Source organism: Pseudoxanthomonas sp., from assembly GCF_002863005.1.
In the GTDB taxonomy this organism is placed as follows: Bacteria; Pseudomonadota; Gammaproteobacteria; order Xanthomonadales; family Xanthomonadaceae; genus Pseudoxanthomonas_A.
Window position 1 is genome coordinate 31,207 of sequence record NZ_PKDG01000021.1, and the last position, 26,107, is coordinate 57,313.

30 protein-coding genes and 2 pseudogenes are annotated in these 26,107 nt (G+C 67.9%); 17 read left to right on the forward strand and 15 right to left on the reverse strand.

What is annotated here, in order from left to right:
* Window positions 1-35: 35 nt before the first annotated feature.
* Window positions 36-1,064, reverse strand: a complete 1,029-nt coding sequence (locus CYU89_RS10560) for a GTPase-associated system all-helical protein GASH (protein WP_296280797.1) — start codon at window positions 1,062-1,064, stop codon at window positions 36-38.
* Window positions 1,065-1,073: 9 nt separating this feature from the next.
* Entirely contained in the window at window positions 1,074-2,426 is a 1,353-nt protein-coding gene (locus CYU89_RS10565) for a metallophosphoesterase (RefSeq protein WP_296280799.1), read from the reverse strand.
* A gap of 1,019 nt (window positions 2,427-3,445) precedes the next feature.
* Between CYU89_RS10565 and CYU89_RS10570 the strand changes: the two genes are divergently transcribed.
* The 7 genes and pseudogenes from CYU89_RS10570 to CYU89_RS10600 all read left to right on the forward strand — a co-directional run bounded on the left by CYU89_RS10570 (window position 3,446) and on the right by CYU89_RS10600 (window position 10,284).
* Complete coding sequence (locus CYU89_RS10570) at window positions 3,446-3,847, forward strand: hypothetical protein (RefSeq protein ID WP_296280800.1); 402 nt, start codon at window positions 3,446-3,448, stop codon at window positions 3,845-3,847.
* A gap of 156 nt (window positions 3,848-4,003) precedes the next feature.
* A complete protein-coding gene (locus CYU89_RS10575) occupies window positions 4,004-6,022 on the forward strand; it encodes a TonB-dependent receptor (protein ID WP_296280801.1) in 2,019 nt (672 codons plus the stop codon).
* Window positions 6,019-6,510, forward strand: coding sequence for a YfiR family protein (locus CYU89_RS10580; RefSeq protein ID WP_296280803.1), 492 nt, complete (start codon window positions 6,019-6,021; stop codon window positions 6,508-6,510). Before CYU89_RS10575 ends, CYU89_RS10580 begins: the two co-directional genes overlap by 4 nt.
* Window positions 6,507-8,351, forward strand: a complete 1,845-nt coding sequence (locus tag CYU89_RS10585; RefSeq protein WP_296280805.1) for a GGDEF and EAL domain-containing protein — start codon at window positions 6,507-6,509, stop codon at window positions 8,349-8,351. Before CYU89_RS10580 ends, CYU89_RS10585 begins: the two co-directional genes overlap by 4 nt.
* Window positions 8,352-8,545: 194 nt before the next feature.
* A pseudogene (locus tag CYU89_RS10590) lies at window positions 8,546-8,941 on the forward strand (PAS domain-containing protein); the annotation flags it as partial.
* A 156-nt stretch (window positions 8,942-9,097) separates the two neighbouring features.
* Window positions 9,098-9,922: pseudogene (locus CYU89_RS10595) on the forward strand (HWE histidine kinase domain-containing protein); the annotation flags it as partial.
* Window positions 9,919-10,284: a response regulator gene (locus CYU89_RS10600; RefSeq protein ID WP_296280806.1), complete on the forward strand. Its 366-nt coding sequence runs from the start codon at window positions 9,919-9,921 to the stop codon at window positions 10,282-10,284. The pseudogene CYU89_RS10595 and the gene CYU89_RS10600, both read left to right, overlap by 4 nt.
* Window positions 10,285-10,337: 53 nt before the next feature.
* Here CYU89_RS10600 and CYU89_RS10605 read toward each other — a convergent pair whose 3' ends face one another.
* A complete protein-coding gene (locus tag CYU89_RS10605) occupies window positions 10,338-10,565 on the reverse strand; it encodes a hypothetical protein (protein WP_296280808.1) in 228 nt (75 codons plus the stop codon).
* A gap of 174 nt (window positions 10,566-10,739) precedes the next feature.
* Between CYU89_RS10605 and CYU89_RS10610 the strand changes: the two genes are divergently transcribed.
* The 7 genes from CYU89_RS10610 to CYU89_RS10640 all read left to right on the forward strand — a co-directional run bounded on the left by CYU89_RS10610 (window position 10,740) and on the right by CYU89_RS10640 (window position 14,761).
* Window positions 10,740-10,925 (forward strand): hypothetical protein, encoded by a 186-nt coding sequence (locus CYU89_RS10610; RefSeq protein WP_296280812.1) that lies wholly within the window; start codon window positions 10,740-10,742, stop codon window positions 10,923-10,925.
* Window positions 10,926-10,934: 9 nt separating this feature from the next.
* The gene (locus CYU89_RS10615; RefSeq protein WP_296280813.1) at window positions 10,935-11,129 is read left to right on the forward strand and encodes a hypothetical protein; all 195 of its coding nucleotides are present in this window, start codon (window positions 10,935-10,937) and stop codon (window positions 11,127-11,129) included.
* Between the two features lie 31 nt (window positions 11,130-11,160).
* Window positions 11,161-11,445, forward strand: coding sequence for a hypothetical protein (locus tag CYU89_RS10620; RefSeq protein WP_296280815.1), 285 nt, complete (start codon window positions 11,161-11,163; stop codon window positions 11,443-11,445).
* A gap of 89 nt (window positions 11,446-11,534) precedes the next feature.
* The gene (locus CYU89_RS10625) at window positions 11,535-12,674 is read left to right on the forward strand and encodes a sensor histidine kinase (RefSeq protein ID WP_296280817.1); all 1,140 of its coding nucleotides are present in this window, start codon (window positions 11,535-11,537) and stop codon (window positions 12,672-12,674) included.
* A 511-nt stretch (window positions 12,675-13,185) separates the two neighbouring features.
* Window positions 13,186-13,944 carry a hypothetical protein gene (locus tag CYU89_RS10630; RefSeq protein ID WP_296280954.1) on the forward strand — a complete coding sequence of 253 codons (759 nt, stop codon included), beginning with the start codon at window positions 13,186-13,188 and terminating at the stop codon, window positions 13,942-13,944.
* 83 nt (window positions 13,945-14,027) lie between these two features.
* On the forward strand, window positions 14,028-14,429 hold the full coding sequence (locus CYU89_RS10635; RefSeq protein WP_296280842.1) for a host attachment family protein: 402 nt from the start codon (window positions 14,028-14,030) through the stop codon (window positions 14,427-14,429).
* Entirely contained in the window at window positions 14,426-14,761 is a 336-nt protein-coding gene (locus CYU89_RS10640; protein ID WP_296280846.1) for a thioredoxin family protein, read from the forward strand. The genes CYU89_RS10635 and CYU89_RS10640 overlap by 4 nt, the downstream gene beginning before the upstream one ends.
* A gap of 18 nt (window positions 14,762-14,779) precedes the next feature.
* Here the strand turns inward: CYU89_RS10640 and CYU89_RS10645 are convergent, their stop codons facing one another.
* Window positions 14,780-14,962, reverse strand: a complete 183-nt coding sequence (locus CYU89_RS10645; protein WP_296280848.1) for a hypothetical protein — start codon at window positions 14,960-14,962, stop codon at window positions 14,780-14,782.
* A gap of 256 nt (window positions 14,963-15,218) precedes the next feature.
* Window positions 15,219-15,578, reverse strand: coding sequence for a glycine zipper 2TM domain-containing protein (locus CYU89_RS10650; RefSeq protein WP_296280850.1), 360 nt, complete (start codon window positions 15,576-15,578; stop codon window positions 15,219-15,221).
* Window positions 15,579-15,787: 209 nt separating this feature from the next.
* Here CYU89_RS10650 and CYU89_RS10655 point away from each other — a divergent pair, with 209 nt between their 5' ends.
* Together CYU89_RS10655 and CYU89_RS10660 are read left to right on the forward strand one after the other, a co-directional pair.
* Window positions 15,788-16,279, forward strand: a complete 492-nt coding sequence (locus CYU89_RS10655) for a pyridoxamine 5'-phosphate oxidase family protein (RefSeq protein ID WP_296280852.1) — start codon at window positions 15,788-15,790, stop codon at window positions 16,277-16,279.
* Window positions 16,280-16,439: 160 nt separating this feature from the next.
* Complete coding sequence (locus CYU89_RS10660; RefSeq protein ID WP_296280854.1) at window positions 16,440-16,748, forward strand: hypothetical protein; 309 nt, start codon at window positions 16,440-16,442, stop codon at window positions 16,746-16,748.
* 497 nt (window positions 16,749-17,245) lie between these two features.
* Here CYU89_RS10660 and CYU89_RS10665 read toward each other — a convergent pair whose 3' ends face one another.
* The 9 genes from CYU89_RS10665 to CYU89_RS10705 form a co-directional block, all read right to left on the reverse strand.
* A complete protein-coding gene (locus tag CYU89_RS10665; RefSeq protein ID WP_296280856.1) occupies window positions 17,246-17,476 on the reverse strand; it encodes a hypothetical protein in 231 nt (76 codons plus the stop codon).
* On the reverse strand, window positions 17,457-17,897 hold the full coding sequence (locus tag CYU89_RS10670) for a 3-dehydroquinate dehydratase (protein WP_296280858.1): 441 nt from the start codon (window positions 17,895-17,897) through the stop codon (window positions 17,457-17,459). Before CYU89_RS10670 ends, CYU89_RS10665 begins: the two co-directional genes overlap by 20 nt.
* Before the next feature lie 13 nt (window positions 17,898-17,910).
* Window positions 17,911-18,348 (reverse strand): hypothetical protein, encoded by a 438-nt coding sequence (locus CYU89_RS10675; protein WP_296280860.1) that lies wholly within the window; start codon window positions 18,346-18,348, stop codon window positions 17,911-17,913.
* A 106-nt stretch (window positions 18,349-18,454) separates the two neighbouring features.
* The gene (locus CYU89_RS10680; RefSeq protein ID WP_296280862.1) at window positions 18,455-19,078 is read right to left on the reverse strand and encodes a hypothetical protein; all 624 of its coding nucleotides are present in this window, start codon (window positions 19,076-19,078) and stop codon (window positions 18,455-18,457) included.
* Between the two features lie 11 nt (window positions 19,079-19,089).
* Window positions 19,090-19,854 (reverse strand): thioredoxin family protein, encoded by a 765-nt coding sequence (locus CYU89_RS10685; protein WP_296280864.1) that lies wholly within the window; start codon window positions 19,852-19,854, stop codon window positions 19,090-19,092.
* Window positions 19,855-19,967: 113 nt separating this feature from the next.
* Window positions 19,968-20,633: a glutamine cyclotransferase gene (locus CYU89_RS10690; protein WP_296280866.1), complete on the reverse strand. Its 666-nt coding sequence runs from the start codon at window positions 20,631-20,633 to the stop codon at window positions 19,968-19,970.
* Window positions 20,634-20,664: 31 nt separating this feature from the next.
* Window positions 20,665-21,885 (reverse strand): helix-turn-helix domain-containing protein, encoded by a 1,221-nt coding sequence (locus CYU89_RS10695; RefSeq protein ID WP_296280869.1) that lies wholly within the window; start codon window positions 21,883-21,885, stop codon window positions 20,665-20,667.
* A 43-nt stretch (window positions 21,886-21,928) separates the two neighbouring features.
* Window positions 21,929-22,387: a hemerythrin domain-containing protein gene (locus CYU89_RS10700; protein WP_296280870.1), complete on the reverse strand. Its 459-nt coding sequence runs from the start codon at window positions 22,385-22,387 to the stop codon at window positions 21,929-21,931.
* A 31-nt stretch (window positions 22,388-22,418) separates the two neighbouring features.
* The gene (locus CYU89_RS10705; protein WP_296280872.1) at window positions 22,419-24,512 is read right to left on the reverse strand and encodes a catalase; all 2,094 of its coding nucleotides are present in this window, start codon (window positions 24,510-24,512) and stop codon (window positions 22,419-22,421) included.
* Between the two features lie 172 nt (window positions 24,513-24,684).
* Between CYU89_RS10705 and CYU89_RS10710 the strand changes: the two genes are divergently transcribed.
* Window positions 24,685-25,113: a VOC family protein gene (locus tag CYU89_RS10710; protein ID WP_296280874.1), complete on the forward strand. Its 429-nt coding sequence runs from the start codon at window positions 24,685-24,687 to the stop codon at window positions 25,111-25,113.
* 178 nt (window positions 25,114-25,291) lie between these two features.
* On the opposite strand, the gene CYU89_RS10715 is transcribed toward CYU89_RS10710, so the two are convergent.
* Complete coding sequence (locus CYU89_RS10715; protein ID WP_296280876.1) at window positions 25,292-26,056, reverse strand: SDR family oxidoreductase; 765 nt, start codon at window positions 26,054-26,056, stop codon at window positions 25,292-25,294.
* Window positions 26,057-26,107: the final 51 nt, after the last annotated feature.

Sequence of the window (26,107 nt, forward strand, 5' to 3'; positions counted from 1 at the left end):
ATCTACGGTGCATCCTTCGTACTTACAGGATCCACTCATAAGTTCCTCAGCCCATGCTTGCTCATGGATATAAGGCTCGCTTCCAGTAGCGTTCTGGAGCCCCACTCTGCGAGGGTCCGCTTTGTAAGCGCGCCGCCATCTTGCAGGTTGTCCTCTGCAAGAGCGGCTAAGACCGGGAACACGGACGGATTCGTGGTCGCATATCCACCGATGAACGGCGCACCAAGCGCCTGCTTATGCTCGCCGAGCGTGGCCAGAAGCTCACGTATGTCGATCTTCGGATTCACCACTAACGTCTTCAGAACGATCTCGCGATGGACATCGCTAGGCAGCCTGCGAAGAACTGTGGCCGCCTCAAGAGCTGCAACGATCACACCCGTTGTCTCATCGAGGGACGAGATCTGTTGCCCAAGTACCCGGCTAGCACCGCTCTGGACCCACCAGAGAAAGTCAAGCTCCTCGCGATCCAAAGCGGCGTTACGGCGCAGAGCGTCGACAGTCTCACCAATTGCAACCTTGAAGTTGTGATTGATAACGTTCCCGTCGCCTATTGTGATCTTGAGCTCCTGTGCATCTCGGACCTCTACCCTTTGTCTCGCCTTCTCGGCAGATGCAACCGCCCACTTCTCCGCCACACCCAGCACCTCCTGGCGCAACCTCTCCCGTCGCGCATCCTCAAGCACGGGCTGGTAGGAGAGAGCTAGCCACAACGCTGTCGCATACACATCTTTGTTCGTCCAACCGCTTGTGGTTGGTTGCTGGTCAAGAAGAGACACCATCGCCATCCCAGCACAGATCCCAACGTCTAGGGGTCGCTCTTCGTAGAGGAATGCCGATGACTTCTTCTGGATGGCTGCCTGTACTTCATTGCCCAGTGATTGCGACGGCGCTCCGGTAGCACCCAGCGCAGAAGCAACATCGGCAGCCCGCCTGATAAGTGTCGAAACGTCTCTCTCTTTATTCCACGAGGTGACCAGGCTTGATGTCGCAAACTTCCTTGAATTAACTTCGTCATCGGACACCGCGACCGCGGAGATTCGCATATGAGTAGAGATGTTTTCCATAGCATTCCCTTATTTTCGTTCGCCGATTACTTGACCAATCATCGCCTCGACTCGCGCCAGGCCCCCATCGCGAATAAGCCTGTCCAATAGACGCCTTTCGAGCCCTTGATTCATCCTTTCATTAGATGTGTCATCGAGTGCGCCCAGCTCAACTAGAATTCTGAGCCTTTCCCCTTCAACTAAGTCGCGGAAGAATCTCAAGCGCGCGTTCCCATACCCATCAATGTTGTCAGGCATTGACTCACCCTCCTGCAGTGATGGCTCAACCGGAACCATCTCTATGATTGGCTCAGTCGGGACTGCGCCAACGCTGGAAATATGCCCTACGTCGACACCCGCCCCTGCCTTCATGGGAGCATCTGCCATCTTCCTGAACTGCGGACAGTTCAGACTAAACGCGGGTTCTTTGCCCCCGAGTCGCAAAGGATCGTCCTCGAAGCACGTTCTCTGTGGATTCCAGGCCCGCGGGTACATGGTGACCTTAAGGCCATCAATGCTTTCGTCCCAGTCGAACTCTATGACGTTGTAAGTGAACGTATAGACGTCATTTGACTCAAACGGCACAGTCGCACCTGCGGCAAGCATCATCAGATCACTTCCGGGCTCTACTTCCTCAACAACGACTCTCGGATTGTGCTCATGACCTGAGATCAGAACTCGTGCGCGACTGCGAATGTAGTCCCGCACCTGCTTCTCATCCTTGTACCAATGAAGTGGATGGTGAACGAGAATGATGTTCTCGACTCCGTTCGCTCTTGGGATGGTGAACTGTCTCGCCCCAATCATTAGCTCTGGATGCTCATGCCGCTCTTTGCCGTGACATAGCAAAGACGAATTGAACCGTATGAACCTTATCGCTCGTCCAGGGGCCAGCGTGACTTCCATCTCCGAGGCAAACGTCCCTTCATTGTTAAGCGGACAGTCGTAAGCAAAGCTAAACCTTCCGTAATCCTCGAACCGCTGAAATAATGCGGCGCGATCTATGGCATTACTGAGGATTGCCTCAAACTCCGCCGGGCCACTAGCTCGAAGATGATCCAGAATCTGCTTGGCGGAGTAGGATGCCTTGGATCTATCCAAGTCATGATTGCCCGGCACCATCTGAACCTGATGCATCTCCACGCCGATGCCGGCAGCAAGCTTGTCCAGCCAACGACCAGCTTCTTCGTACTGCTCCCACACCCCAGATTGAGCAATGTCGCCAGTGACTAGAATCCCGTGAGCGACCCCCGCCCTAGTTCTGGCGACCACGTCCTTGGCATCAGCAATCAACTCGCGCTTTACATCGTCATGAATGTGCACGCGATCATCTATCTCTTGACCGAAATGGATGTCGGATACATGGACAAATACTGCCGGCATACCCCCTCCTTGCGCGCCCGTTGGCAACATTGTCTCAGAATACCTCAGCCTCCAAGAGGCTACGCACCGGCACCACAGGTCCGGGCAAGCATCTGGGTGGCGGCTCCTGCCTCGTGGGCACGGCGTCACGGCTCAGAGCCACGACCTTTCGATGCTCCGTCGCCGCCTGTCGTCCGGCTTTTAGGCAGCACCCGCCGGCAAACCTATGGCCACGCAAGACTTAGTCATGCCAGAGGACTAGAATCCAGATAGCGCGCCGCGGGGCCGGTGACGAATTCTGGTCAAATGGCCGCCCGCGCCGCAAACTTGAGGTTAGACATGACTGTAGGACCCGATCGGCTCTATGATCCGGAGGCGATCAAGCTTCTGGATTCGATGCCTCGACCTAAGCGTCGCGGCTTCACTATCTTGTTCGATGATGAGTTTCCCGCCCTTGATATGAGGGTATCGTTGTGCTCCGCGCTACTGACATCCGATCCTAAGATCGGTCGCGTTTCGATAGTTGATGTTGGCGACAGCAAGATGACGATGTTCAGAGGATAGTGGGGCCAAGTTTGCGCCACGGGGATGAGCAGGCTCACGTACCTCTTTTTCTAGTAATTGAAACTACAGAAGTTCCGCTGCCATTTGCCAGCTGCAAACGTAGCGATCGCACTTCTGCCAGCAGCGTTTCGTTTATTGATGCAAGCTGCGCAACTCTCGTTCTCAGCTCCATTACTTCGCTTTCGCGCAAGGATTGTGCCGGGGGACTCTTCGGTACGCGCGCATTTGCAGATCTCGCTCGTATCTCTTCCAGAATTTCTGGGTAGCAGTTGTGCAACAGAGACGCGCTAACGCCAGCCTCGCGCGCAACCGAAGAAATACTTAGTGAACGGTTTCGCGGATCACGCGGCTTGCCCTTAATAACCCTCAGCAGAGCCGCGCGCAGCTGTTTTAGTCGGTGTTCTCGCTCATTGCTATTCAACACCTACTCCCCCGAGTCGAGCCCTAACGACATAAGAACAGATTCGCACCTGGCGATGTCCGACCTCAACCTCCTCATCGCCCTCACCGTCGAAGAACGCTCCGACCTCGTGAAGATGGGCAACAAATCGCGCGCCTTCTGCACCAGCGCCCTAGCCGTCGCCGAACAGCACGCCGGCCTGATGCCGCGCGACTTCGACTACGCCGCCTTCCGCCAGGACCACGCCGCCCTCGACGCCCTTCGACCCCGCGCCGATCGCCTCGCGCATCTGATGCAGCGTGTGGCCGATACCGAACTCGCCCTCGGCAGCGACCTGATGAACGCCGCGCTCGAGGTCTACGCCGTCATCAAGGTCGCCGGCAAGGACAAGGGCGTCGACGATGCCCGCCGCGAACTGGCCGCGCGTTTCAGCCGTCGCAGCCAGGCATCGGTGCCGGGCACCGTCACCAACGGCTGACGCCCCCGCATCCTCTCGACAAAGGCTCCGCAAAGCGGAGCCTTTTTTTCATGTGCGCGCACGCCACGCCTTCATCTCCATGAACCCCTGCGCGATTCAAGACAGTGCGTGCGTGGCCGATACAACGCCAGACGTTCTTCCGCCCTGCTGGCCTCCATGTCCCTGTTCCTGCCCGGCGGCGCGCCAGCGCCCGCACCCACCCGACGCCTGCGGCGCATGACCCGCCTGGCGTGCGCCTGCGCCGGTGGCCTGCTGGCGACCGCGGCCCACGCCCAGGCGCCGGACCTGTCGCGCCTGTCGCTGGAAGACCTGCTGGACGTGGACATCGTCACCGCCTCGCGCTTCCAGCAGCGCGTAGCCGACGCACCCTCCGTGGTGCAGGTGATCACCGCCGACGACATCCGCGCGCACGGCTGGCGCACCCTGGCCGAGGCGCTCGACAGCCTGCCCGGCCTCTACGTCAGCGACACCGGCCTGTACACCTACCTGGGCGCGCGCGGCCTGCTGCGCGCCGGCGACTACGACACTCGCTTCCTGCTGCTGGTCAACGGCCACCGCATCAACGACCCCGTCTACAGCCAGAGCCCGGTGGGCGCCGAATTCCCGCTCGACCTGGCGCTGGTGGAACGCATCGAATACGCCCCGGGTCCCGGCTCGGCCGTGTACGGCTCCAACGCCTTCTTCGGCGTCATCAACGTGCTCACCCGCGAGCCCGACACCTACGGCCACGGGCAGCTGCGCGCCGCCGCGGGCAACCACGGCACCACCGACCTGCAGCTGACCGTCCCGGTCAGCGCCGGGCAGGGGCGCACGCTGCTGTCGGTGCGCGCGTTCGATACCGAGGGCCGCACGCTGCGCTTCCCCGCCTTCGCCGACACGCCCACCGGCGGCGTGGTGCGCGGCCAGGACAGCGAACGCGTGCGCCAGGTGTTCGTGCAGCACGCGCGCGACGGGCTGTCGTTGCAGCTGGTGGCCGGCGACCGCCGCAAGGACGATCCCGTCGCCCCGTACGAACAGACCTTCGCCGCGCCCGGCGCGCAGGTGCAGGACCGCTGGATCGCCTTCGGCGCCACCCTGGCCCGGCCGCTGGGCGAGCGCGTCGAGGCGAGCGCACGCCTGGACGTGATCGACTACCGCTACGTCGGCGACTACGTCTACGGCGGCGCGCTCACCTACCTCAACCGCGACATCGCCTCTGGCGTGTCGGTGGTGGCGGGCGGGCAGGTGGTGGCCCGCATCGGCGCGCGCCATACCTTCGTCGCCGGCGCCGAAGCGCAGTGGGACCGCGGGGTGGTGCAGCGCAACTTCGACGTATCGCCGCGCGCGACGTACCTGGATTCGCGCCAGCACATGAGCAGTGGCGGCGTGTTCGTCGACGACGAGTTCCGCATGTCCGAGGCGTGGCGGCTCAATGCGGGCCTGCGCGCCGATCGCAGCGACCGCGGCATCGTGCGCCTCAGTCCGCGCCTGGCGCTGATCGGCACGCGCGCGGACAACCGCGTCGTCAAGCTGATCGTGGGCCAGGCCTACCGCTCGCCGAATGCGTACGAGCGCTACTACCAGGTGGATTCGGACGAAAGCGCGCAGCTGGCGAATCCGTCGCTGAACGCCGAGCACGTGCAGACCGCCGAGCTGTTCTACAGCCGCAGCGTGGGCGCGCACAGCCGGGCCGAACTCAGCGTGTACCACTACCGCCTGAGCGACCTGATCACCCTGGCCGCCACCGGCGACGGCACGCTGACGCTCGCCAACGCCGGCCGTGCCACCTCGCGCGGTGCCGAGCTGGCCTACGCCTACCAGGGCGACGGCGGCGTGCGCCTGCGTGCGAGCTATGCCTACAGCGACGTCACCGAATCGGATACCGCGCGGGCCCTCAACGCGCCGCATGGCATCGCCCGCGTGCAGGCGTCCGTGCCGCTGGCCGCCGGCTGGGACCTGGCGATGAGCGCGCACCACATGGGCCAGCGCGTGTCGCGCGAGGGCCGCGTGCCGGCCTACACCACCGTCAACGCGCACCTGGTGTGGGACGTGGCCTCGCGGCCGCTGGCGTGGTCGCTGGGCGTGCGCAATCTGCTGGACGAACGCTATGCCGATCCGGTCGGCCCGGAGTTCCTGCAGGACACCGTGCCGCGGCGCGGCCGCGAGTACTGGCTCGAAGCGCGGTGGCGCTGGTGAGCGTGCGGCGCGCCGGGCAGGGGATGGCCGCGCTGCTGGGGCTGGCGTTCGCCGGCAGCGGCCATGCGCAGGTGGACGAACACGCGCTGAAGGCCGCGTTCGTCTACAACATCGCCGCATTCGCCCAGTCGGCGCATGTGCGTGCGTCCACGCTGACCATCTGCACCCAGACCGATGCGGCGCTGGCGGCCGCGATCGCCACGCTGGCCGGCCGCGACCTGGCCGGCCGCCGCGTCACCGTCGCCCGCGTCGCCAGCGCCCCCGCGGCCGACTGCGACGTGCTGGTGCACGCGGCGGACACGCCCGTGGCCGCGGCGCTGACCGCGCTGGTGATCTGCGACGCCTGTGCGTTGCCCAACGGCGTCAGCACGGTCGCGCTGGTGCGCGAAGGCAACAAGATCCGCTTCGACGTGGATGCCACGCGTGCGCGCGCCAACGGCATCACCCTGAGCAGCCAGCTGCTGCGCCTGGCCCGGCGGGTGCTGTGAGCACGCCCGGCTTCCGCACCTCGGCCAGCGTGCGCACCAGCGCCATCGTCGCGACGGTGGTGCTGCTGGTGGCGGGCTGCGTGCTGATGCTCATCCAGTGGATCGACATCCGACGCGAGTTCCTGGCCGACGCCGAAGCCCAGGCACGGGTGGTGGCCTCGGGCAGTGCGGCGGCGGTGATGTTCCGCGACAGCGCCGGTGCGCGCGAGACGCTCGCGCCGCTGGTGTCCGTGCCGGCGGTGCGCCAGGCCGACATCGTGGCCCGCGATGGCGAAGTGATCGCCCGCTATCCCGACGGCGTGGACGCCGCGGCCCGCCCGTGCGGCTACGACTGCGCACGGGTGAGCGCGCCGGTGCTGTTCCGCGACCAGCCGGTCGGCACGGTGCGCCTGCAGATCAGCATGAAGCGCGCACACGGACGGCTGGGCAGCCTGGCCATCGCGTTCTGCATCGCCTCGGCGGTGGCCTACGCGCTGGCCCTGCCGCTGATGCGCGGCATGCGCGAGCGCGTGCGCCGGGCCGAGGCGCAGCTGCACCACCTGGCCCACAACGATCCGATCACCGGGCTGCTCAACCGCAACGCCTTCAACGCGCAGCTGGAACACGCGCGCACGCGCAACCGCCGGCTGGCGCTGGTGCAGCTGGACCTGGACCGCTTCAAGGACGTCAACGACAAGCTCGGCCACCAGGGCGGCGACGCCCTGCTGCGCCAGGTGGGCCACCGCATCGCCGACGCCCTGCCGGCCGGCGCACGGCTGTTCCGCCTGGGCGGCGACGAGTTCGCCGTCCTGCTGGCCGGCGACGACGCGGCCGCGCGCGTGGGCGGCGTGGCCGACGCGGTGCTCGACCGGTTCGTCGTGCCTTTCACGGTAGACGGCCTGAGCCTGCGCATCACCGCCAGTGCGGGCATCAGCCGTTGGCCCGAGGATGCCGCGCGGCTGGAGGAACTGGCGGCCAATGCCGACATCGCCATGTACTGCGCCAAGCGCGAAGGGCGCAACCGCGCCGTGCGCTTCGAGCCGCGCCTGCGCCAGGCGCAGCTGGCCCGCATCGGCGTGCGCGAGGCACTGGGCCAGGCCGTGGCGGCGGGGCAACTGGCGCTGCATTACCAGCCGCAGGTGTGCGCGGACAGCGGACGGCTGCTCGGTGCCGAGGCGCTGCTGCGCTGGACCCATCCCGCGCTGGGCGTGGTGCCCCCCTCGACCTTCATCCCGATCGCCGAAGAAGGCCCGCTGATCCTGGAGCTGGGCCGCTGGGTGATCGGCGAGGCCTGCCGGCAGATCGCGGCCTGGCATGCGCAGGGGCGGGGCCATGTGCGGCTGGCCGTGAACCTGTCGGTGCGGCAGACGCGCGAGGACGCGCTGCCCGGGTTCATCGACGAGGTCTTGCGCAGCACGGGCGTGCCCGCGCACTGCCTGGAGCTGGAAGTGACCGAAAGCGTGCTGATGGAGGACGCCGACGTGGCCGTCGCCCAGCTGGCCAGGCTGCGCGCCCGCGGGCTGCACATGGCCATCGACGATTTCGGCACGGGTTACTCGTCGATGGCCTACCTGAAGCGCCTGCCGATCGACAAACTGAAGATCGACATGGCGTTCACCCAGGCCGTGCCCGGCGATGGCGAAGCGATCGCCACGGCGATCCTGGCGATGGCGCACACGCTGGGCCTGAGCGTGGTGGCCGAAGGCGTGGAAACGCCGGCGCAGCGCGATTTCTTCCGCCAGGCCGGTTGCCAGCAACTGCAGGGGTACCTGATCGGCCGTGCGGTGCCGGGCGACGAATTCGCGGCGCGCTGGCTCGCTGCCGTCGACGTGGCGCAAGGGGCGGTGTGCGTCGCGGGCTAGGCGAGGGCAGGCGACGCGGCGCGCGCACCGCGGCGGGTGAGGTACTGCATCGCGCCCGCATCCTGCGCCGGTTCCTGAACAGCAACCCCTCACCTGATCCCGACCCTGCCAAGTTTCACGGGTCGCGCACGCCGACGGGCGGTAGGGTGGCGCATCGCCATCAGACACCCCCCGCCTCCATGGACAGCTCCTTGATGGCAGGTGGCGCGCACGCCTCTGCGGAGCAGCGCGTCCGCCTGTACGAAACCCTCCTGCAGACCACGCCCGACCTGGTCTACATGTGGGACCTGCAGCACCGCTTCACCTACGCCAACGCCGCATTGCTGGCCATGTGGGGCAAGACCTGGGACGAAGCCATCGGCAAGAACTGCCTGGAGCTCGGCTACGAACCCTGGCACGCCGCCATGCACGACCGCGAGATCGAACAGGTCATCGCCACCCGCCAGCCCGTGCGCGGCGACGTGCCCTTCAACGGCACCAACGGCCGCCGCATCTACGACTACCTGCTGGTGCCGGTCATCGGCCCCAGCGGCGAGGTGGAGGCCGTCGCCGGCACCACCCGCGACGTCACCGAACGCAAGCTGCACGAAGAAGCCCGCCGCAAGAGCGAAGAGCGCCTCGCCGCGATGGTCGACGCCACCTCCGACCTGGTCTATCGCACCAACCGCGACTGGAGCGAAGTGGACATCGTCGGCGGCAGCCTGCTGTTCGGCCGCCACGGCACGCTGACCCCCGATTGGCTGGACGTGCTGGTGCACCCGGAAGACCGCGACCTCGTCGCCGATGCCATCACCCGCGCCCGCATCACCCAGACGCCCTTCAGCGCCGAGTACCGCCTGCGCGCCGAAGACGGGCACTGGGCGTGGGTGTCCTCGCGCGCGGTGCCCATCCGCCCCATCGGCGGCGAGGTGACCGAATGGTTCGGCGCCGCCACCGACATCACCGCGCGCCGGCAGCACGAAGAACACCAGCGCCTGCTGCTCAACGAACTCAACCACCGCGTCAAGAACACCCTGGCCATCGTGCAGTCGCTGGCCATGCAGACGCTGCGCGGGGCCGACGACATCGGCGCGGCCTGCGACCGCTTCGAAGCGCGCCTGCACGCGCTGGCGCAGGCGCACGACGTGCTGACCCGCCAGGAATGGGACCACGCCCCGCTGCACGACATCGTGCGCACCGCCATCGCCCCGTGCCTGGTCGACGATTCCGACCGCTTCGACATCGAGGGCCCCGACATGCAGCTGGACCCGCAACGCGCCCTGGTGCTGTCGATGGCGCTGCACGAGCTGTGCACCAACGCGATGAAGTACGGCGCGCTGTCGCGCAAGCCCGGACGCGTGCGCATCCACTGGCGCGCCGAAGCGGTGCAGGGGCGCCACAGCCTGGTGCTGTCGTGGGAGGAACACGACGGCCCGCCGGTCGTCGTTCCCGACCACCGCGGCTTCGGCTCGCGCCTGATCGAGCGCGGACTGCGCCACGACCTGGGCGGCGACGTCGCCCTCGATTTCGACAAGGCCGGCGTGAAGTGCCGGATCACCGCCCCCATGCCCGACCTAGGAGTGGCCGCATGACGACGACCGAACCGGCACCGCGTGTCTTCATCGTGGAAGACGAATCGATGCTGGTGATGCTGCTGGAAGACCTGCTGCCCACGCTGGGCTACGAGGTGGTGGGCAGCGCCGGCTCGGTGGAGCAGGCGCTGGCCGACCTGGCCGATGCGCAGATCGACCTGGCGGTGGTGGACGTGAACCTGGCGGGGACGCAGTCGTTCCCGATCGCCGATGCGCTGCGCGAGCGCGGGGTGCCGTTCCTGTTCACCACCGGCTACGGCCAGCAGGGGCTGCCCGAGCGCTTCGCCGACGCGCACGTACTGGCCAAGCCGTTCCGTCGTCATGACATCGAAGCCGCGTTGACGCGCCTGCGCTCGGCCTAGTCACCATCCGTACGTCTCGGCACGCGCAGCGCACGCGATGTGCGCGTGCGCGGTCAGGCGGGGGTGGGATCGTTGTCGCCGTGCACGTACGGCACGCCCAGCAGGCGCGACAGCGCATGCAGCCGGCGCAGGGCCGCCGAGCGCAGATGCATGGGCGCTGCATCGTAGACCTGCGTCCACAAACCACGCAGGAAGGCATGCGGGTCGCCGATGTCGGCGCCGGACCGGACCAGGAATTCGGCGTCGTTCAGACGCGCGTCGATGCGTTCTTGGCAGAGCATGGAATGAATGTGGGGCGTGTCGCGTCAACATTCTGTGCTCGGCGTGCATGCGTGTTCAGCGCGCAGTCGCTTTGTTCATGCATCGTGACCGCAGGCTGAAAACGCACGCGCCACGCTCACGATCCGTCAACGTATTCCTCCGCAGGCTGGTCGCTCGCAAGCGAGGAACCCGCCATGGATCGCAAGACCCGGGACACCACACGCGTGTCGCCCAATCCGATCGAGGAACAGCGTCGCCCCGATGGCGACGTCGTGCCCGGCGAATCGCCGGGCAAGCGCACCAACGACGAACGCAACGATCCCGCCGCCGAACCCGGCGCGAAGGACGGGCAACCTCGCCGACATCCCCCGCAGATCTGAGGACACACCATGACCCCACTCGACAAACCGCTTCGCCGCGAGCTGACCCTGGGCGAGCAGGCCTACACGCTGACCATCGACCCCGCCGGCTTGAAGCTGGTGGAAAAAGGGCGCCGCAACGGCGTGGAAGTGCGCTGGGCCGATCTGGTCTCCGGCGACGCGGCCATCGCGGCGGCATTGCAGGCATCCACCTCGGACAAGTAAGCGCGCCGTGTCGGCGCGCAGGAGCATCGTCATGACACCTCGCATCGACATCGCCGCGCACGGCACGCCGACGCCCACTGAGCCGGGCAAGCCGACACCGCCCGGCCAGCCCACGCCACCCGGCACGCCGTCCGAGCCCGGCAGGCCCAGTCCGCCGGGCACGCCGAGCGATCCGTATCGGCCGGAGGATCCGGGCAGGCCGCCGATGCCGCGCGACCCCGGCGATCCCGACGACACCCCGGTCGGCCCGGATCAACCCCCGGACGATCCGGTCCACATCGACGATCCGCGCGAGCCGCGCAGCATCGCCGACTGACCGCGCACCACCGCACCACTGCACCAGGACAGGGGAATCACGTAGACGACTGTCAGCCCACAACGAACAAGGAATCCCACGGAGTGTTCATGCGACTTGCCGATTTCATAGAGGAAAACACGCAGCAGATCCTCGACGATGCCGTCGAGTTCGCCGTCACGCAGGCCCCCGAAGGCGCGAAGCTGAACCACAAGCGGCTGCGCAACGACATTCCGTTGATCCTGCGCGAGATCGTGGCCGACCTGCGGACGGAACAGAGTTCGGCGCAGCAGCACGCCAAGTCGCAGGGGCGGGCGCCGTCGCCGGCCGGTCCCGAATCCGCCGCGACCCGCCACGGACGCAGCCGTGCGGACGATGGGTTCGGCGTCAACCAGATGATCGCCGAGTACCGCGCGTTGCGCGCCTCGGTGCTGCGGCGGTGGGCGGCCGATGAAGCCCTGCTGGCCACCTCCATCGACGACATGGTCCGCTTCAACGAAGCCATCGACCAGGCCGTGGCCGAGTCGCTGGTGGAGTTCTCGCGCACGGTGGAGTCGTGGCGCAACGTCTTCCTCGGTGCACTGGGCCACGATCTGCGGGGTCCGCTCACTGCGGTGGTGGGCACGGCGGAATTCCTGCTGGACAGCACCCGTGGCACGCCGCACGCCCGGCAGGCCGAACGCATCCTCAACGGGGGCGTGCAACTGAGCCGCCTGGTCGACGGCCTGCTCGACTACAGCAAGAGCACGCTGGGCGCCGGCATGACGCTGCATCGTGCGCCCTGCGACCTGGCGGCGGCCGTCAGCGACGAAGTCGATCTGCTGCGCACGACGCTGCACGACGTCACCCTCACCCTGCATGTCGAATGCGACGATGCGTCCGGCCACTTCGACGACGCCCGCCTGCGCGAGGCCGTGCACAACCTGGTCACCAACGCGGCAAAGTACGGCGAGGCGGGCGGCGACATCCGCGTCACCGTCGACGGCGACGAGGACAGCGCCTGCATCGCCGTCAGCAACGCAGGCGACGCACTGTCCACCGACGCCCTGAACGCGCTGTTCGATCCGTTGCGCCGCGGCTCCCGCCAGGCCCACCACGGTGAACACACCAGCCTGGGCCTGGGTCTGTTCATCGTGCGCGAGATCGCCTCCGCGCACGGCGGCGACGTCACCGCCCGCGTGGAAGACGGACGCACGATCTTCGTCATCCGCCTGCCGCGCGAGAAGGAAGACGCCCCCGTCGCCGCGTGAGTCCGGGGGCAGCCGTCGAACCAACACACGAATCTCCGCTCCCTTCTCCCCGTGACAACGGGGAGAAGGTGCCGAAGGCGGATGAGGGGCGTTGTCCCGTCAGCGCACGCCCACTCAATCTTCGATCCACAAGAATCTCCGCTCTCCTTCTCCCCGTGACAGCGGGGAGAAGGTGCCGAAGGCGGATGAGGGGCGCTGTCCCGTCAGCGCACGCCCACGCAACCTTCGATCCACACGAATCTCCGCTCTCCTTCTCCCCGTGACAACGGGGAGAAGGTGCCGAAGGCGGATGAGGGGCGCTGTCCCGTCAGCGCACGCCCACTCAACCCGCGCGCACACATCGCACCCGTAGCGCACGCGCATCGCCCGCGCATTGCCAGATGTTGCCGCCCTGTATGCACCAACCTGAAGCCAGTGCACACGATGGTCACGCGCGATGGGGAAGATCGACTGCACGCCGCACGCAACGCTGCTTGCGTCGGTCTTTCCCCTCACTTATTTCAGCAAGGACATGACGATGACGCGCGATACCTCAGAACGTGATGCAAACCGTGATCCCCTTTCCGGCGCACCCGGCGCACACCCGGTCGGCGTGGGCGTGGGCGGCGTGGCCGGTGGCATGGCCGCCGGTGCCGTGGCCGGCACCGTGTTCGGACCGATCGGTACGCTGATCGGCGCCGCCGCCGGCACCGTCATCGGCGCGGCCGCGGGCAAGGGCGTGGCCGAGCGGCTGGATCCCACCAGCGAAGTCGAGTACTGGCGCGAGACCTCGCGCACGCGTCCGTACTATTCGGACGAACACGACTTCCAGCGCGATTACGCGGGCGTCTACCATGCCGGCGCGGTGGCCCGCGGCGAGTACCCCGAGCAGTCGTGGGAAGACACCGAGCGCCGCCTGCAGTCCGGCTGGGAAGAGCGTCGCGGCGAATCGCGGCTGGAGTGGGAGCAGGCGCGCCCGGCGCTGCAGGATGCCTGGGAGCGTGCGGACCGCACCTACAATGCCTACGCGCGCAGCGATGAGCAGTTCGCGCAGCGTTTCGATAGCGCGCCGTACCGCCAGGACGGCGACGACTTCGATGATTACCGCTCGGCCTATCGCTACGGCACCTATGCCCGCGCGCAGTACGCCGACCGCGAGTGGGACGACAGCCTGGCCAGCGATCTGGAACGCGGTTGGGACCGCGCCCGCGCCGGCTCGCGCCTGACGTGGGAGCGCGCCAAGCACGCCGTCGCCGACGCGTTCACGCTCGACCGCCAGCGTCCGCACTGAGTCATCGAACCGCATCGCGCCGCGTCTTCCTCGCGGAGACGCGGCGCCTGCCTGCCCTGTATTTGCACAAGGAGAGTCATCCCATGAAGGCATTACCCACCGACGCCCTGGTTGTCGTGGCCGACGGCGAGGGCGCGCGCCTGTTCCGCAACCGCGGTGAGAACGGCACGGTGTCGCTGCACCAGTACGACCTGCTCGAATTGATGAACCTGGACGACGACGGCCCCGCCGGCAGCATGCCGGGCGAGTCGTCCAGCCGGCAGATCGACGAAGCCACGTTCGCCAAGCAACTCGCGAAAGGGCTGAACTCCGGCGCGCTGCGGCAGCAGTACGACCACCTGGTGCTGGTCGCCGATCCGGTCACCCTCGGCCGCATGCGGCCGTTGCTGCACAAGGAAACCACGCAGCGCATCGTGGCGGAGATCGGCAAGGACCTGACCAACACGCGCCTGGATGCCATCGAACAGGCGCTCGCCGCGGCATGACCTACCGCGCGGACTACCTGCCTACCGAGCCGACGCGCAGCGCGGTGGAGGCGATGCCGGGCAGGGTGCTGCTGGAGTTCGGTGCGTCCTGGTGCGGACACTGCCAGGGCGCGCAGGCCGCGATCCGCGACGTGATCGCGCGCATGCCGGGCCTGACCCATCTCAAGGTGGAAGACGGCAAGGGTCGTCCGCTCGGGCGCGCATTCGGTGTGCGCCTGTGGCCCACGCTCGTGCTGCTGGAACAGGGTCAGGAGCGCGCACGCGCCGTGCGGCCGGTCACGGCGGACGCCCTGCACGACGCACTCGCGGTCGCATCACCGCCCGATCGCTGACGGCACGGCAGGCAGGGGTCAGCGCGGCACCGTATCGCGCGCGTCCGGGTAATCGCGTCCGGGATCGCGGGGTGTCTTCTCCTCGTGCGGGATGTCGGGCTGATCGTGGTCTTTCCACGTCGCATCATCGTTGCGGTGCTTGTCGGGCGTGTTCGCCTTCTCGCCATCGCTGTGCGGGTTGGAACGCGTGCCGGGCGTCATGGGATCACTCGCGCGGTGGAGGGACATCGATTCCATGCCATCGGCGGTGATGGCAGGGTGAGGTAGTGATGTTCGGTCAGATCGCATGGGAGACGCGGCACAACGCGCAACACGCAACGCGCTCGAGCGTGCGCGCGGACTCCGCGGCTAGTCAGCCCGGCGCCCGAGCGGTGGCGGAAATGCCGAACAAAAAAAGGCGCCTGCGGCCTCGTCTCCGCAGGCGCCCGGCGGGCACCTCAGGCGTCGCGCACCGCCGTCAGCGATAGACGCGCTCACAACGACGTTCGACGATGCGGTCGCCCTTCGTCTCCTGGCTGTTGCCCTGCACCTTGCGGCCGATCGCGCCGCCGGCGACGGCGCCGCCGACCGTGGCGACCTTCTTGCCATTGCCGCTGCCGATCTGGTTGCCGAGCAGGCCGCCGACGACGGCGCCGATGGCCGTACCGGCGACGCGGTTCGGATCGCGGGTGTTCTTCTGCACTTCGACATTGCGGCATTCGACCTTGCTGCCGTCGCTGAAGCGGCGGCCTTCATCCTGCGGACCATAGTTCTGCGCGGCAGCGGCGGACATCACCGACAGCAGGCCGAGCGAGAGCAGGTAACGGGAGGTGGTCATGGCGGGTCTCCTGTGGGGTTGCAGGGTGAGGCTGCGCGGGGCGTCGCGAACGGCGGGTGAAATCGCGCGGTGCCGTTCATGCACCAGCGAACCATCCGTGACGCCTGCACGACAAACATGACGCCGCGCTGACGGCTGGTGCCTGCGTTGACGCCGGCACCACGGCCCTGCGCCTAGCGTCGGGGCTTCACCGACCTGGACGCCACGCGATGCATACCCCTGAAGAACTCGAGAAGAAGTTGTGGAAAGCGGTCAAGTCCGATCGCACGATGATGATCGGCCTGGATGGGGCCGAAGATGGCCACACGCGTCCGATGACGGCGCTGCTGGAGCACGAGGGTCGGGGTCCGTTGTGGATCTTCACCTCCACCGACAACCTGCTGGCGCAGCGCACCGCATCACCGCAGCGCGCCGTGGCCGCGTTCGCGTCGATGGGACATGACCTGTTCGCCAGCCTGCAGGGCTCGCTGGTGCGCGACGATGACCGTGCGGTGATCGAGCGCTTGTGGAATCCCTTCATCGCCGCGTGGTACGAGGACGGCAAGGATGATCCGAAACTGGCGCTGCTGCGTTTCGATGCCGAGCATGCGGAAATCTGGCTCAACGAGCACAGCCTGCTTGCGGGCGTGAAGCTGCTGTTCGGCGTCGATCCCAAGGAGGATTACCAGGACAAGGTCGCCGACGTCGATCTGCGCGGCTGATACGACACCGCGCATAGGCCGGACGTCATGTGTCCCCCAACGGCACATGACTCCGGCCGTTTCCGCGTGGCCGGATGCAGGTAGGGCGTGCGTGACGTAGGGAGACCGATACGCTGGAACAGGGGCCAGGCGACGGTAATCACCCGAGGATACCTGCCCCATGTTGTCGTATTCGCAGCATCACCTGCACACCCTGCTGGACCGCCTGGACGCCAGCGACGCCCGCACCACCGGCCAGTTGGAAGCCCTCACCGTGTGGGTTGCCGCGCTGGTGCAGACCCATCCCGACGGCGACCGCCTGCGCGCGTCCGCCCAGGCCTTGTCCGCACGCAATCCTTTCCGCGCGTTGTGCCAGTGCCAGGAGGAGGTAGCGGCCTACGACGCGACGTTCTGCCAGCTTCAGTCGCTGGCGCTGCCGGTCGATGTCGTGCCGCGCGTGCGCACCACCCCGTTGCCGCCGAACGTATGAGGCGCGTGTCGCCTGACCTGGGCCGTGGGCGCGTGATGCGCGCCAGACGCCAGTGCGAAGGGAGTGCGCCCGCGCTCGTGCCGATGTGCACCGTGGGCGTGATGGCGGCGGTGGTGGCGGTGGTGGTGGCCACGATGCCTGACGTACCGCTCTCGCCCCTCATCCGGCCTTCGGCCACCTTCTCCCCGCCTCGCGGGGAGAAGGGGACGGCGTGGGCGAGTGGGGAATCCGTTCGGGAAGAGGGTACCGCGCCAGCGATCCTTCGACGGGGACGCACTTGCAGCCAAGCTGGGCGAAGCTAGGGCTTCGCACAACGGTACCCTTGTGGCCGCCGTGGCTGTTTCACCTGGATCCGGCAGGCCGCTGCTGCGGCATCGACCACGTGTGCAGTGTCGCGCCGTGGTCGCAAAGACCGCGTCAATGCGCGCGTGTACTACACCGGAAACTGGGCGACGCGTCACATGAGCAGGTGAACATTCGCTGTCTCGCGTGCGCGATCACAGCCGGCACACGCAACGCAGCCGGATAGCGCCAGGCGTCGCGTCGTGCTGGCGCGCAGCGTCCTCGCGCAGTGTCGCCACGATGGCGTCGGCCGATGCCACCCCGCCGTCTACCTGCGCCGCCACCTGGCCCCAGGCGATGCAGTGTCCGCCTTCGTACACCTCATAGTCGGCGAAATAGCGGCGAACGGATGCGCGAGCGTCTGCGTCAGGTGCCGACGTGCACATCGCACTCGCATTCCGTGCAGCCCAGTTGCTCGAGCGCGATTTCCAGCGCCAAGGCGTAACTGCGCGCACCGTAGCCATCGACGACCGCGAGGCGGCGGCCGGTGGCGGCGGGCAGGGCGCCTTCATCGAGCGTGTCGTGGACCTCCACGTACGGATGGGCCAGACCCTGCACCGCGCGCTGCAACAGCGGATGGTCGGTGAGCGCGCCGGGGTCGAGCAGCGTGGCGCGTACGCCCCACTCGTTGGCCAGACGCAAGGCGGTGAGGACCTCGGTGGTGGAGCTGCAACTGCGGACGGCGAGCGTCTGCCCAGCGCAGCCGGCGCGCTGCACCAGCGCGCCGAGCACCGACGGTGGCAACGGCGGCGGGGCTGACGTGAGGGCGTCGTGGCGCTCGGGGCCGCGGATGACGAGGATGGACATGAGGGGCTCCGGCTCAGGCATGGAGGGTCTCCGCAGGGGCGGGATGCAGGCGACGCAGTGCGATGTGTAGCGCCATCGCGTAGGCACGCGGGAGATCGTTGCGCAGGATCACGGTCACCAGCGGTGCATGCTGGGGCTGTACGCGAGGTTCCAGCACGCGCGAGGCGTCGTCGTGCACTTCGATATAGGGTGCAGGCAGGCCGTCGAGTGCGTCGCGCACGGCACGGCTCTGGGTTGCGTCGTGCATCGCCAGGTCGCCGACGTCGAGCAGCAGCAGGTCGGTTCGCTCGCGGCGCGCGCGTCGCAGGCCGCTAACCAACTGGCGGACACTGGCGAAGGCGCGACAGCGCAATGACTGGCCGACGGCGTTCGCACGTTCAAGCAGCGGGCGGCCGAGGAGGGGGACGTCGGGGAGCGCGGCATGCGGGCCGCGCAGGATCAGGATGGACATGGAACGGTTCGTGACGCACGGCGTGTGCGGTGTGGTCACGATAGGCCCGTGGTGCGTAACGTCGCCATGCGTTCCGGAGACAGGCGCGTAAAGAACGCGTAGCGTTTCAGGGCTGCGCGATCAGCATCACGCCCGTCAGGCCGAGCAGCAGCGTGCGGGCAGCGTCCGTCGAGCGCGCGCGGCAACGAAGGCCGCGACAGAGGCCAGCGGCGGCGACCTGCGTTGCCACGAGCATCGCCAGCAGATGCACTGCCACGGCCGTCAGCATCAACGCAGGCGACCCGGTGGCGCTGATGGCGCGCGCAGGTCCGTCCGTCATGCACAGTGGCATCAGCGCCGGCACCAGCATCAGGCCGCTGCCGTGCGCGGTGCCCATGAGGCAGGACCAGGCGGCAAGTCCCGCGTGCGATCGAGGGGCGGCATGGCGAGCGGCAGCGCGTGGGCGCACGACGCGTCTGCATGCCGCGAAGACCAGCAGGCCGCTCCCCGCCAAGGCGAGCAGGTGCTGCTGCGGCAGCCTGATGCCCTGCATCACCACCACCACGACCAGCCCCACCGACAGTGCGTGCCCGATGGCGATGGGCAGCAGGGCGCGCCGTACGTCGTGCGCATCGCCGGAATCGGCGGCGATGGCCGCGACGAACAGCCAGCCATTCGCCGGACTCAGGCCATGCACCACGCCCAGACCGGCGATGCTGAGCCAAGGCCACCAGGCATCGGGCAACGGCATGGCGCGTCGACTCAGGGTTTCGCGGCACAGCATCCGCCGGACGCGGTGGCGGGCGTGGTGTCGTAGCGGTCGTGGTGGCGCACCCAGGCCATCGGGTAGGCATCGCCCTCTTCACCGCGGCCGAACGGCGCCAGGTCGAGCAGGGCGTAGGTGTGCATCATCGCTTCCACACCGCGCCCGTAGCGCGAGTAGGCATGGAAGACGTGGCCTTCGTCGTCGCGCACGAACACGCTGATGCCGGGGGCTTCCTCGTGCGGGAAGGGCTGCCGCTTGTAGTTGTAGTCCACGGCGCCGCGCGACATGTCCTCCTGGCTGAAGTTCACGCCGAAGTCGTGGTTGAACGAGGTGCGATGCGAGGATACCCACGGGAATGTCCATCCCATGCGCCGGCGGAAGGCGTCGATATCGGCCAGCGGTGCGCGCGAGACCGCGACCAGGGTGAGGTCGCGCTGGGCGAGGTGCGTGAGCGCACCGGCGTGGTGGTCGGCCATGAAGGAGCAGCTCTTGCAACCCTGTTCCCAACCCGGCGCGAACATGAAGTGCTGCACCATCAGCTGGCGGCGGCCCTCGAACAGCTCGGCCAGCGTGCGCGTGCCTTGCGGTGTGTCGAACACATAGGGGGTCTCCACACGGACCCAGGGCAGTGCGCGGCGTTCTCGCGCGACCTCGTCGTGCAGGCGGGTGAGTTCCTTCTCGCGCGCGAGCAGGGCGAGGCGGGCGATGCGCCATGCATCTCGGGTGGCGACGGGGTGTGCAGGGTGTGCGGGCATGTCCATGGAAGACTCCATCGAGGTGGGAAGGGGCGCGCGGGCATGCCTGCCCGCGCCGATGCCGCGGGGCATCGGGGGGATGAAGGACAAGAGGGCGCGGGGGCGGGTGCGGCGCGCGATCAGGCGGTGCGCGCGGGCCGCTTCACGGCGCGCACCAGGCCGCTGCGACCGCCGCCGCAATAGAACAGGTCGCCGCCGTCGGATTCCAGGCCGCTGACATGGACGCCGGCCGGCAGTTCCAGACGTTCGAGCACGCGTCCATCAGCCGGATCGACGCGGCGCAGGTCGCTGTCGTCGCCTTCCCAGGTGCCATGCCACAGCTCGCCGTCGACCCAGCTGATGCCGGTGACGAAACGGTCGGATTCGAGCGTGCGCAGCACTTCGCCGGTGGCCGGGTCGATCTGCACGATGCGGCGTTCGCGGTACTGGCCCACCCACAGGCTGCCGTCGGCCCAGGCCATGCCGGAGTCGCCGCCCTGGCCCGGGGCAGGAATCGAGGCCAGCACCGCACCGGTGGCGGGATCGATCTTGTCGATGCGCGCTTCGGCGAGTTGGTACAGGTGGGTGCCGTCGAACGCGGTGCCGGCATCGGCCGCACGCGGCAGGCTGCGCGCGATCCCGCCGCCGGCCGGATCGATGGCGATCAGCCGCTCGCCGGTGGCGGCCCAGACATGGTGGCCGTCGTAGGTGACGCCCGCCACGCCCTGGCTCGTTTCGAAGGGGCCGTATTCGCGGGCGATTTCAGCAGGACTGACGTGGACTGCGTGGCGCGGTGTGTCGTTCATGGCGGGCTCCTGGGTGGGCGACGAGGCCAATCTACGCAGACGACGGCGAGGCGGGGAGTAACAAGATCGTCGTGAATCCGACCAGCGGCTGCGCCACCCAGCGCCGTGCGCGCGCACGACCGATCGCGCGCACCTGGCCCGCGGCTTCCATGTCGGCGAGCGCGCGCTGCACCGAACGCTGGCTGTCGCCGGTGGCCAGGGCCAGCGCCGAGGTGGACCACGCCATGCCGTCGGCAAGCAGCCCGTGCAGCGCCCCCTGTTCGCCATCGACAGGAGGCGCCAGCACCACGACGTTGCGCGCGCCATGCGGCGACAACTGGAAGCCCTGCGCGCTGGCGGCGAGGTCGGCGAACGGCGCGAGCAGGCGGCGCAGGCGTCCGATCTCCACCCGCAGGCGCGCGCGGTGCGTTTCGTCGGGATGACGCGTGCGGAACACGCGCGCGATCAGGGTGTTGCGGTCGACATCGCCCGGCCACGCGGCGGCAAGCACATGCAACAGCGCGAACAGTACCGGCCGCCGCGCGAGCGATGCCGCGCCGTGGGCATCGCGTACCGTGTGGCGCAGGGCATCGACCACCAGCGTGCCGGAGGCAAGCAGGGCTTCGACCTCGTCCAGTGTCACGGGCTGTTCGTGGCCGGCGTGCAGGATGCGCGCGGCGGGGCGCTGCAGGCTCGCCCGGAGCTGTGCGATCTCGGCGGACAGTGCGGGAATGCCCGCATGCCCTGCGGCCGCTTCTGCGCGCTGCAGCGCCAGCCGCGCGTCGCGCGTGCGCAGCGAGCGCAGGGCGATCTCGGCGGCGGCGAGCGCAGCCAGGGCATGGTGCGCAGCGGGTGCGCCCTCGAGATCGAGCGCGTCCAGCGTGGTGCGTGCCGCGTCCAGCCGGCCCAGCAGCAGGTGCCGGCGCAGTGCGATCAGTCGTGCATGCAGGGCGTTGGCGCGGTCCCCGCGCGCGGCCAGCGCCTGCGCGGCGTCTTCCAGCCGCTGTGGCGCGGCGGCGAAATCGCGCAGGGCCAGCGCCACCTCCGCTTCGGCCACCATGCAGCGGGCGCGGGCCAGCGGCTCGCGCGGACCGAAGCCGCGCGTGGCGCGCCGCAGCAGGTCGCGCGCACGCGCATAGTCGCCCAGCTGCGCCATGGCGACGCCGCGCAACGCCAGTGCCGCCGGATCGTCGCGCCAGCCCACGTGCTTGAGCGCGCCCAGCACATCGCCGGCGGTCAGGGCGCGGCCGGCGGCGGCGATCAGCGAGTCCATGACCGCAGCCTACCGCGTGGTGCGGTCGCCGTCGCGGGCCGGATTACTCCGCTTCCAGTTCCTTGTGCATGCGCGCGTGGTCGCGACGGTACTGGCGTGCCAGCTGCGTCTTCTTCGTTGCCGTCAGGATCTTGCCGGAGACCTGGAAGAACTTCTTCTCCTCTTCGCGCAGGTGGTGATGCACCTTCTCCGACAGCTCGCGCGCCTTCTTCAACCAGGCCGCGTGGCGCGGGTCCAGGGACTGGAGGTCCTCGACCAGTTCGTCGATCTCGTGGTGCTCGTGCAGCGCGTGCCGCGAGGAATTCAGGCCGCGGTCGTCCATGAGGATCGGAACGTAGAGGAAGCGCTCCTCCGCCGCCGCGTGCGCCGCCAGTTCGATGCGCAGCGCGGTGAACAGGTCCAGCCGCTCGCGCGTGCCCGGCTTGGAGCGCAGCAGGCGGCGGCACAGCGAGCGCTGGGTTTCATGGCTTTCGTGCAGGGCGTCGTAGATGGTCTCGGGCATGGGTGATGACCTGGCGGAGGGCTGGGGAAGATCAGGGCAGGGTACGCACCTTGGGTTCGCGCGCGAACTGGCGGGTGCGTGCGGCCTTGACGAAGGCGGCCGTGTCCGACGCCTTCACCACGCCGGCGTCCTTGCCGATACCGGCGGCCTGGATGACGGCCGACGCGCCGTCGTCGTGCGCGATCGCCTTCAGGTGGCCGAACGCATCACGGACCCAATCGACCGCGGCGGCCTCGGCCGCCATGGCCTTGCCTGCGGCGTCCGACAGCACCACGGCCACGGCGTCGAACACCATCGACGGCGTGCCGGCGAGTTGTCCGTCGGCCGGCAGTCGCTTGCCGTTGCCGAGTGTCGCACCGCCGATCTTCGGCGCAACGATCTTGACCTGCGCGCCATCGGCTTCCGCCGCCTTGCGCAGTGCGGCGATCGCCGCCGCATCCGAGCCATCGTCCACCAGGATCCCCACGCAGCGGCCCTGCAGGGTCGGCTTCATCTTGCCGATGATCTGCAGCGCGGGCGACGGCGGCATGTCCTGTGGCTTCACGGGGGTCGGCGGTGCGGGCGGCAGCGCGTCCAGGCCCAGGCCGTCGGCGACGCGCTTGGCCAGGTCCGCATCGATATGGCGCAGGTGCCCGACGATGGCCTCGCGCACGTGCGGGGTTTCCACTTTCGACAGTTCGAACACCAGCGCACCCGCCATGTGCGCCTGCTCTGGCGCGGTCTGGCTGCGGAAGAACAGCCGCGCCTGGCTGTAGTGGTCGGCGAAGCTCTCCGGCCGCACACGTCCCTTGCGGCCGTCGGCGATGCTGGCATGGCTGCGGAACCCGGTCGGCGTTTCGCGCGGTGTATCCGGCTGCAGGCTGCTGGGTTCGTAGTTCACCCGTCCCTTCGGCACCTGCATCTGCAAGTGGCCGTCGCGCTGCAGGTTGGCGAAGGGACACTTCGGCGCATTCACCGGGATCTGGTGGAAGTTGGGCCCGCCCAGGCGCGAGAGTTGCGTGTCGAGGTACGAGAACAGACGGCCCTGCAGCAGCGGATCGTTGCTGAAGTCGATGCCGGGCACGATGTTGGCCGGACAGTAGGCGACCTGCTCGGTCTCGGCGAAGAAGTTGTCGGGCCAGCGGTCCAGCACCATGCGGCCGATCACGGTCAGCGGCACCAGCTCTTCGGGAATCAGCTTGGTGGGATCGAGATGATCGAACGGGAAGGCGTCCGCCTGTTCTTCGCTGAACAGCTGCACGGCCAGCTCCCACTCCGGGAAGTCGCCCTTCTGGATGGCCTCGAACAGGTCGCGGCGGTGGAAGTCGTTGTCGGCGGCCTGCAGCTTCACCGCCTCGTCCCAGACGGTCGACTGGATGCCCAGCTTGGGCCGCCAGTGGAACTTGACGAAGGTGCTGTTGCCCTCGGCATCCAGCAGGCGGAAGCTGTGCACGCCGAAGCCTTCGATCATCCGCAGCGAACGCGGAATCGTGCGGTCGCTCATCGCCCACATGATCATGTGGAAGGCTTCCGGTGTCAGCGAGATGAAATCCCAGAACGTGTCGTGCGCGCTGCCGGCCTGCGGGTAGCCGCGGTCGGGTTCCATCTTCACCGAATGCACCAGGTCCGGGAACTTCATCGCGTCCTGGATGAAGAACACCGGGATGTTGTTGCCCACCAGGTCCCAGTTGCCCTCCTGCGTGTAGAACTTCACCGCGAACCCGCGCACGTCGCGCGGCGTGTCGACCGAGCCCGCGCCGCCGGCCACCGTGGAGAAGCGGCAGAAGACGGGAGTGCGCACGCCGGTTTCGGTGAGCACGCGCGCGGTGGTGACCTTCTTCAGCGACTTCGTCAGTTCGAAGTAGCCGTGCGCGCCGGTGCCACGCGCATGCACGATGCGCTCGGGGATGCGCTCGTGGTCGAAGTGGGTGATCTTCTCGCGCAGGATGAAGTCTTCCAGCAGCGTGGGGCCGCGGTCGTGCGCGCGCAGCGAGTTCTGGTTGTCGCTGACCGGGATGCCCTGGTTGGTGGTCAGCGGCGGATGCTTGCCGCCCGCGCTGAAGTGGAGTTCGCCGCCTTCGCCGCGCGCCGCGTTGTCGGCCGTGGGGTGGGGGGAAGATTTCGCGGGGGATTTGCGCGCAGCCATCGGGGGTCTCCTGGACGACGTGGGGGCCACTCGGGGTGGCCCGTCGCATCATCGTCGTGGCCGCGTGCAGGCCGCGTTAGGAGCGGTTGACGACGTGCACACGCGCGGTCGCGGACACTGGCTGTCCGCATCCGGTGGCATCACTGTCGCCCTGTCCACGGGAGTTGACGCAATGGAAACCAACGAACTGCATCGCGGCCGCCTGATCGACCACATCCAGCTGGTCGTACGCGACCTGGAGGCCAGCAAGACCTTCTACCGCGCCGTGTTCGACGTGCTCGGCGTTCCGATGGGCGGCGAGGACGCGAGCTACTTCTGGGCCGATGAGCTGTTCGTCTCCACCGCCGGCAGCGAGGCGGCGGACGGCAAGCTCACGGGGCGCCACCACATCGCGTTCCAGGCGCAGGATCGCGCGATGGTCGAGCGCTTCCACGAGGTCGCGCTGGCGCATGGCGGCACGGACAACGGCGCGCCGGGCCTGCGCGACTACCATCCCGGCTACTACGGCGCGTTCGTGCTCGACCCGGATGGCAACAACATCGAAGCGGTCTACCACGGCGAAGCGAAGCGCAGTGAGGCGTCGGTGAAGGTGGAGTTCTGAAACATCCTTCTCCCCGCGTGGCGGGGAGAAGGTGCCGAAGGCGGATGAGGGGCGAGCGCTGAACGTGGAGGCAACGCGTTACGTCGATTGCCTCGGCTCAGTTCGCCCCTCACCCGCCCTTCGGGCACCCTCTCCCCGCTGACGCAGGGAGAGGGGAACGGCGCTTGCACACGCGGGGTTACAGAAACATCCCACCCGACGCCTCGATGCGCTGCGCGTTGACCCAGCGGTTGGCCGGCGACAGCAGCGAGGCGACCACGCCACCGATGTCGTCGGGCACGCCGACACGGCCGAGTGCCGTCTGCGAGGCGACGAAGGCGTTGAGCTGTGCGTTGTCGCGCACGGCGCCGCCGCCGAAGTCGGTTTCGATGGCGCCGGGGGCGACGATATTCACGGCGATGCCGCGTGCACCCAGTTCCTTGGCCTGGTAGCGCGTCAGCACTTCCATCGCACCCTTCATCGCCGCATACGCCGCGTAGCCGGGCAGCGCGAAGCGCGCCAGGCCGGACGAGATGTTGATGATGCGCCCGCCATCGGCGAGCAGCGGCAGCAGTGCCTGGGTCAGGAAGAACGGTCCCTTGAAGTGCACGTCGACCAGCGCATCGAACTGCGCCCGCGTGGTTTCGGCGAAGCCCGCGTGCACGCCCATGCCGGCGTTGTTGACCAGGTGGTCGACACGTTCGCGGCCCCAGGCGGTGAGGCGGGCACGCACGGCATCGGCGAAGCCGTCGAAGGTATCGCTCTGGCCGACGTCCAGCGGCAGCGCCGCGGCACGTTGGCCGAGGGCTTCGATCTCGGCGACGACGGCTTCGGCTTCCGCCTGCTGGCTGCGGTAGGTGATCAGCACGTCGTGGCCCTGGCGGGCGACGGCCAGCGCCATGTTGCGGCCCAGGCCGCGGCTGCCGCCGGTGATGAGGGTGAGGGGGGAGGTGGTCGGGGTCATGGCAGGTCTCCAGTGGGGAAGGCGGTGGATTCACCGTGGAGGCACTGTATT

Excerpts from the sequence above, each read along its gene's own strand:
- CYU89_RS10640 (WP_296280846.1), top strand. The coding sequence starts at position 14,426 with ATGACCTACCGCGCGGACTACCTGCCTACCGAGCCGACGCGCAGCGCG.
- CYU89_RS10690 (WP_296280866.1), bottom strand. The coding sequence starts at position 20,633 with ATGAACGACACACCGCGCCACGCAGTCCACGTCAGTCCTGCTGAAATC.
- CYU89_RS10620 (WP_296280815.1), top strand. The coding sequence starts at position 11,161 with ATGACACCTCGCATCGACATCGCCGCGCACGGCACGCCGACGCCCACT.
- CYU89_RS10715 (WP_296280876.1), bottom strand. The coding sequence starts at position 26,056 with ATGACCCCGACCACCTCCCCCCTCACCCTCATCACCGGCGGCAGCCGC.
- CYU89_RS10575 (WP_296280801.1), top strand. The coding sequence starts at position 4,004 with ATGTCCCTGTTCCTGCCCGGCGGCGCGCCAGCGCCCGCACCCACCCGA.
- CYU89_RS10630 (WP_296280954.1), top strand. The coding sequence starts at position 13,186 with ATGACGATGACGCGCGATACCTCAGAACGTGATGCAAACCGTGATCCC.
- CYU89_RS10645 (WP_296280848.1), bottom strand. The coding sequence starts at position 14,962 with ATGACGCCCGGCACGCGTTCCAACCCGCACAGCGATGGCGAGAAGGCG.
- CYU89_RS10705 (WP_296280872.1), bottom strand. The coding sequence starts at position 24,512 with ATGGCTGCGCGCAAATCCCCCGCGAAATCTTCCCCCCACCCCACGGCC.
- CYU89_RS10615 (WP_296280813.1), top strand. The coding sequence starts at position 10,935 with ATGACCCCACTCGACAAACCGCTTCGCCGCGAGCTGACCCTGGGCGAG.
- CYU89_RS10675 (WP_296280860.1), bottom strand. The coding sequence starts at position 18,348 with ATGTCCATCCTGATCCTGCGCGGCCCGCATGCCGCGCTCCCCGACGTC.
- CYU89_RS10680 (WP_296280862.1), bottom strand. The coding sequence starts at position 19,078 with ATGCCGTTGCCCGATGCCTGGTGGCCTTGGCTCAGCATCGCCGGTCTG.
- CYU89_RS10560 (WP_296280797.1), bottom strand. The coding sequence starts at position 1,064 with ATGGAAAACATCTCTACTCATATGCGAATCTCCGCGGTCGCGGTGTCC.
- CYU89_RS10660 (WP_296280854.1), top strand. The coding sequence starts at position 16,440 with ATGTTGTCGTATTCGCAGCATCACCTGCACACCCTGCTGGACCGCCTG.
- CYU89_RS10670 (WP_296280858.1), bottom strand. The coding sequence starts at position 17,897 with ATGTCCATCCTCGTCATCCGCGGCCCCGAGCGCCACGACGCCCTCACG.
- CYU89_RS10625 (WP_296280817.1), top strand. The coding sequence starts at position 11,535 with ATGCGACTTGCCGATTTCATAGAGGAAAACACGCAGCAGATCCTCGAC.
- CYU89_RS10600 (WP_296280806.1), top strand. The coding sequence starts at position 9,919 with ATGACGACGACCGAACCGGCACCGCGTGTCTTCATCGTGGAAGACGAA.
- CYU89_RS10610 (WP_296280812.1), top strand. The coding sequence starts at position 10,740 with ATGGATCGCAAGACCCGGGACACCACACGCGTGTCGCCCAATCCGATC.
- CYU89_RS10565 (WP_296280799.1), bottom strand. The coding sequence starts at position 2,426 with ATGCCGGCAGTATTTGTCCATGTATCCGACATCCATTTCGGTCAAGAG.
- CYU89_RS10695 (WP_296280869.1), bottom strand. The coding sequence starts at position 21,885 with ATGGACTCGCTGATCGCCGCCGCCGGCCGCGCCCTGACCGCCGGCGAT.
- CYU89_RS10700 (WP_296280870.1), bottom strand. The coding sequence starts at position 22,387 with ATGCCCGAGACCATCTACGACGCCCTGCACGAAAGCCATGAAACCCAG.
- CYU89_RS10635 (WP_296280842.1), top strand. The coding sequence starts at position 14,028 with ATGAAGGCATTACCCACCGACGCCCTGGTTGTCGTGGCCGACGGCGAG.
- CYU89_RS10570 (WP_296280800.1), top strand. The coding sequence starts at position 3,446 with ATGTCCGACCTCAACCTCCTCATCGCCCTCACCGTCGAAGAACGCTCC.
- CYU89_RS10655 (WP_296280852.1), top strand. The coding sequence starts at position 15,788 with ATGCATACCCCTGAAGAACTCGAGAAGAAGTTGTGGAAAGCGGTCAAG.
- CYU89_RS10650 (WP_296280850.1), bottom strand. The coding sequence starts at position 15,578 with ATGACCACCTCCCGTTACCTGCTCTCGCTCGGCCTGCTGTCGGTGATG.
- CYU89_RS10665 (WP_296280856.1), bottom strand. The coding sequence starts at position 17,476 with ATGTGCACGTCGGCACCTGACGCAGACGCTCGCGCATCCGTTCGCCGC.
- CYU89_RS10685 (WP_296280864.1), bottom strand. The coding sequence starts at position 19,854 with ATGGACATGCCCGCACACCCTGCACACCCCGTCGCCACCCGAGATGCA.
- CYU89_RS10710 (WP_296280874.1), top strand. The coding sequence starts at position 24,685 with ATGGAAACCAACGAACTGCATCGCGGCCGCCTGATCGACCACATCCAG.
- CYU89_RS10605 (WP_296280808.1), bottom strand. The coding sequence starts at position 10,565 with ATGCTCTGCCAAGAACGCATCGACGCGCGTCTGAACGACGCCGAATTC.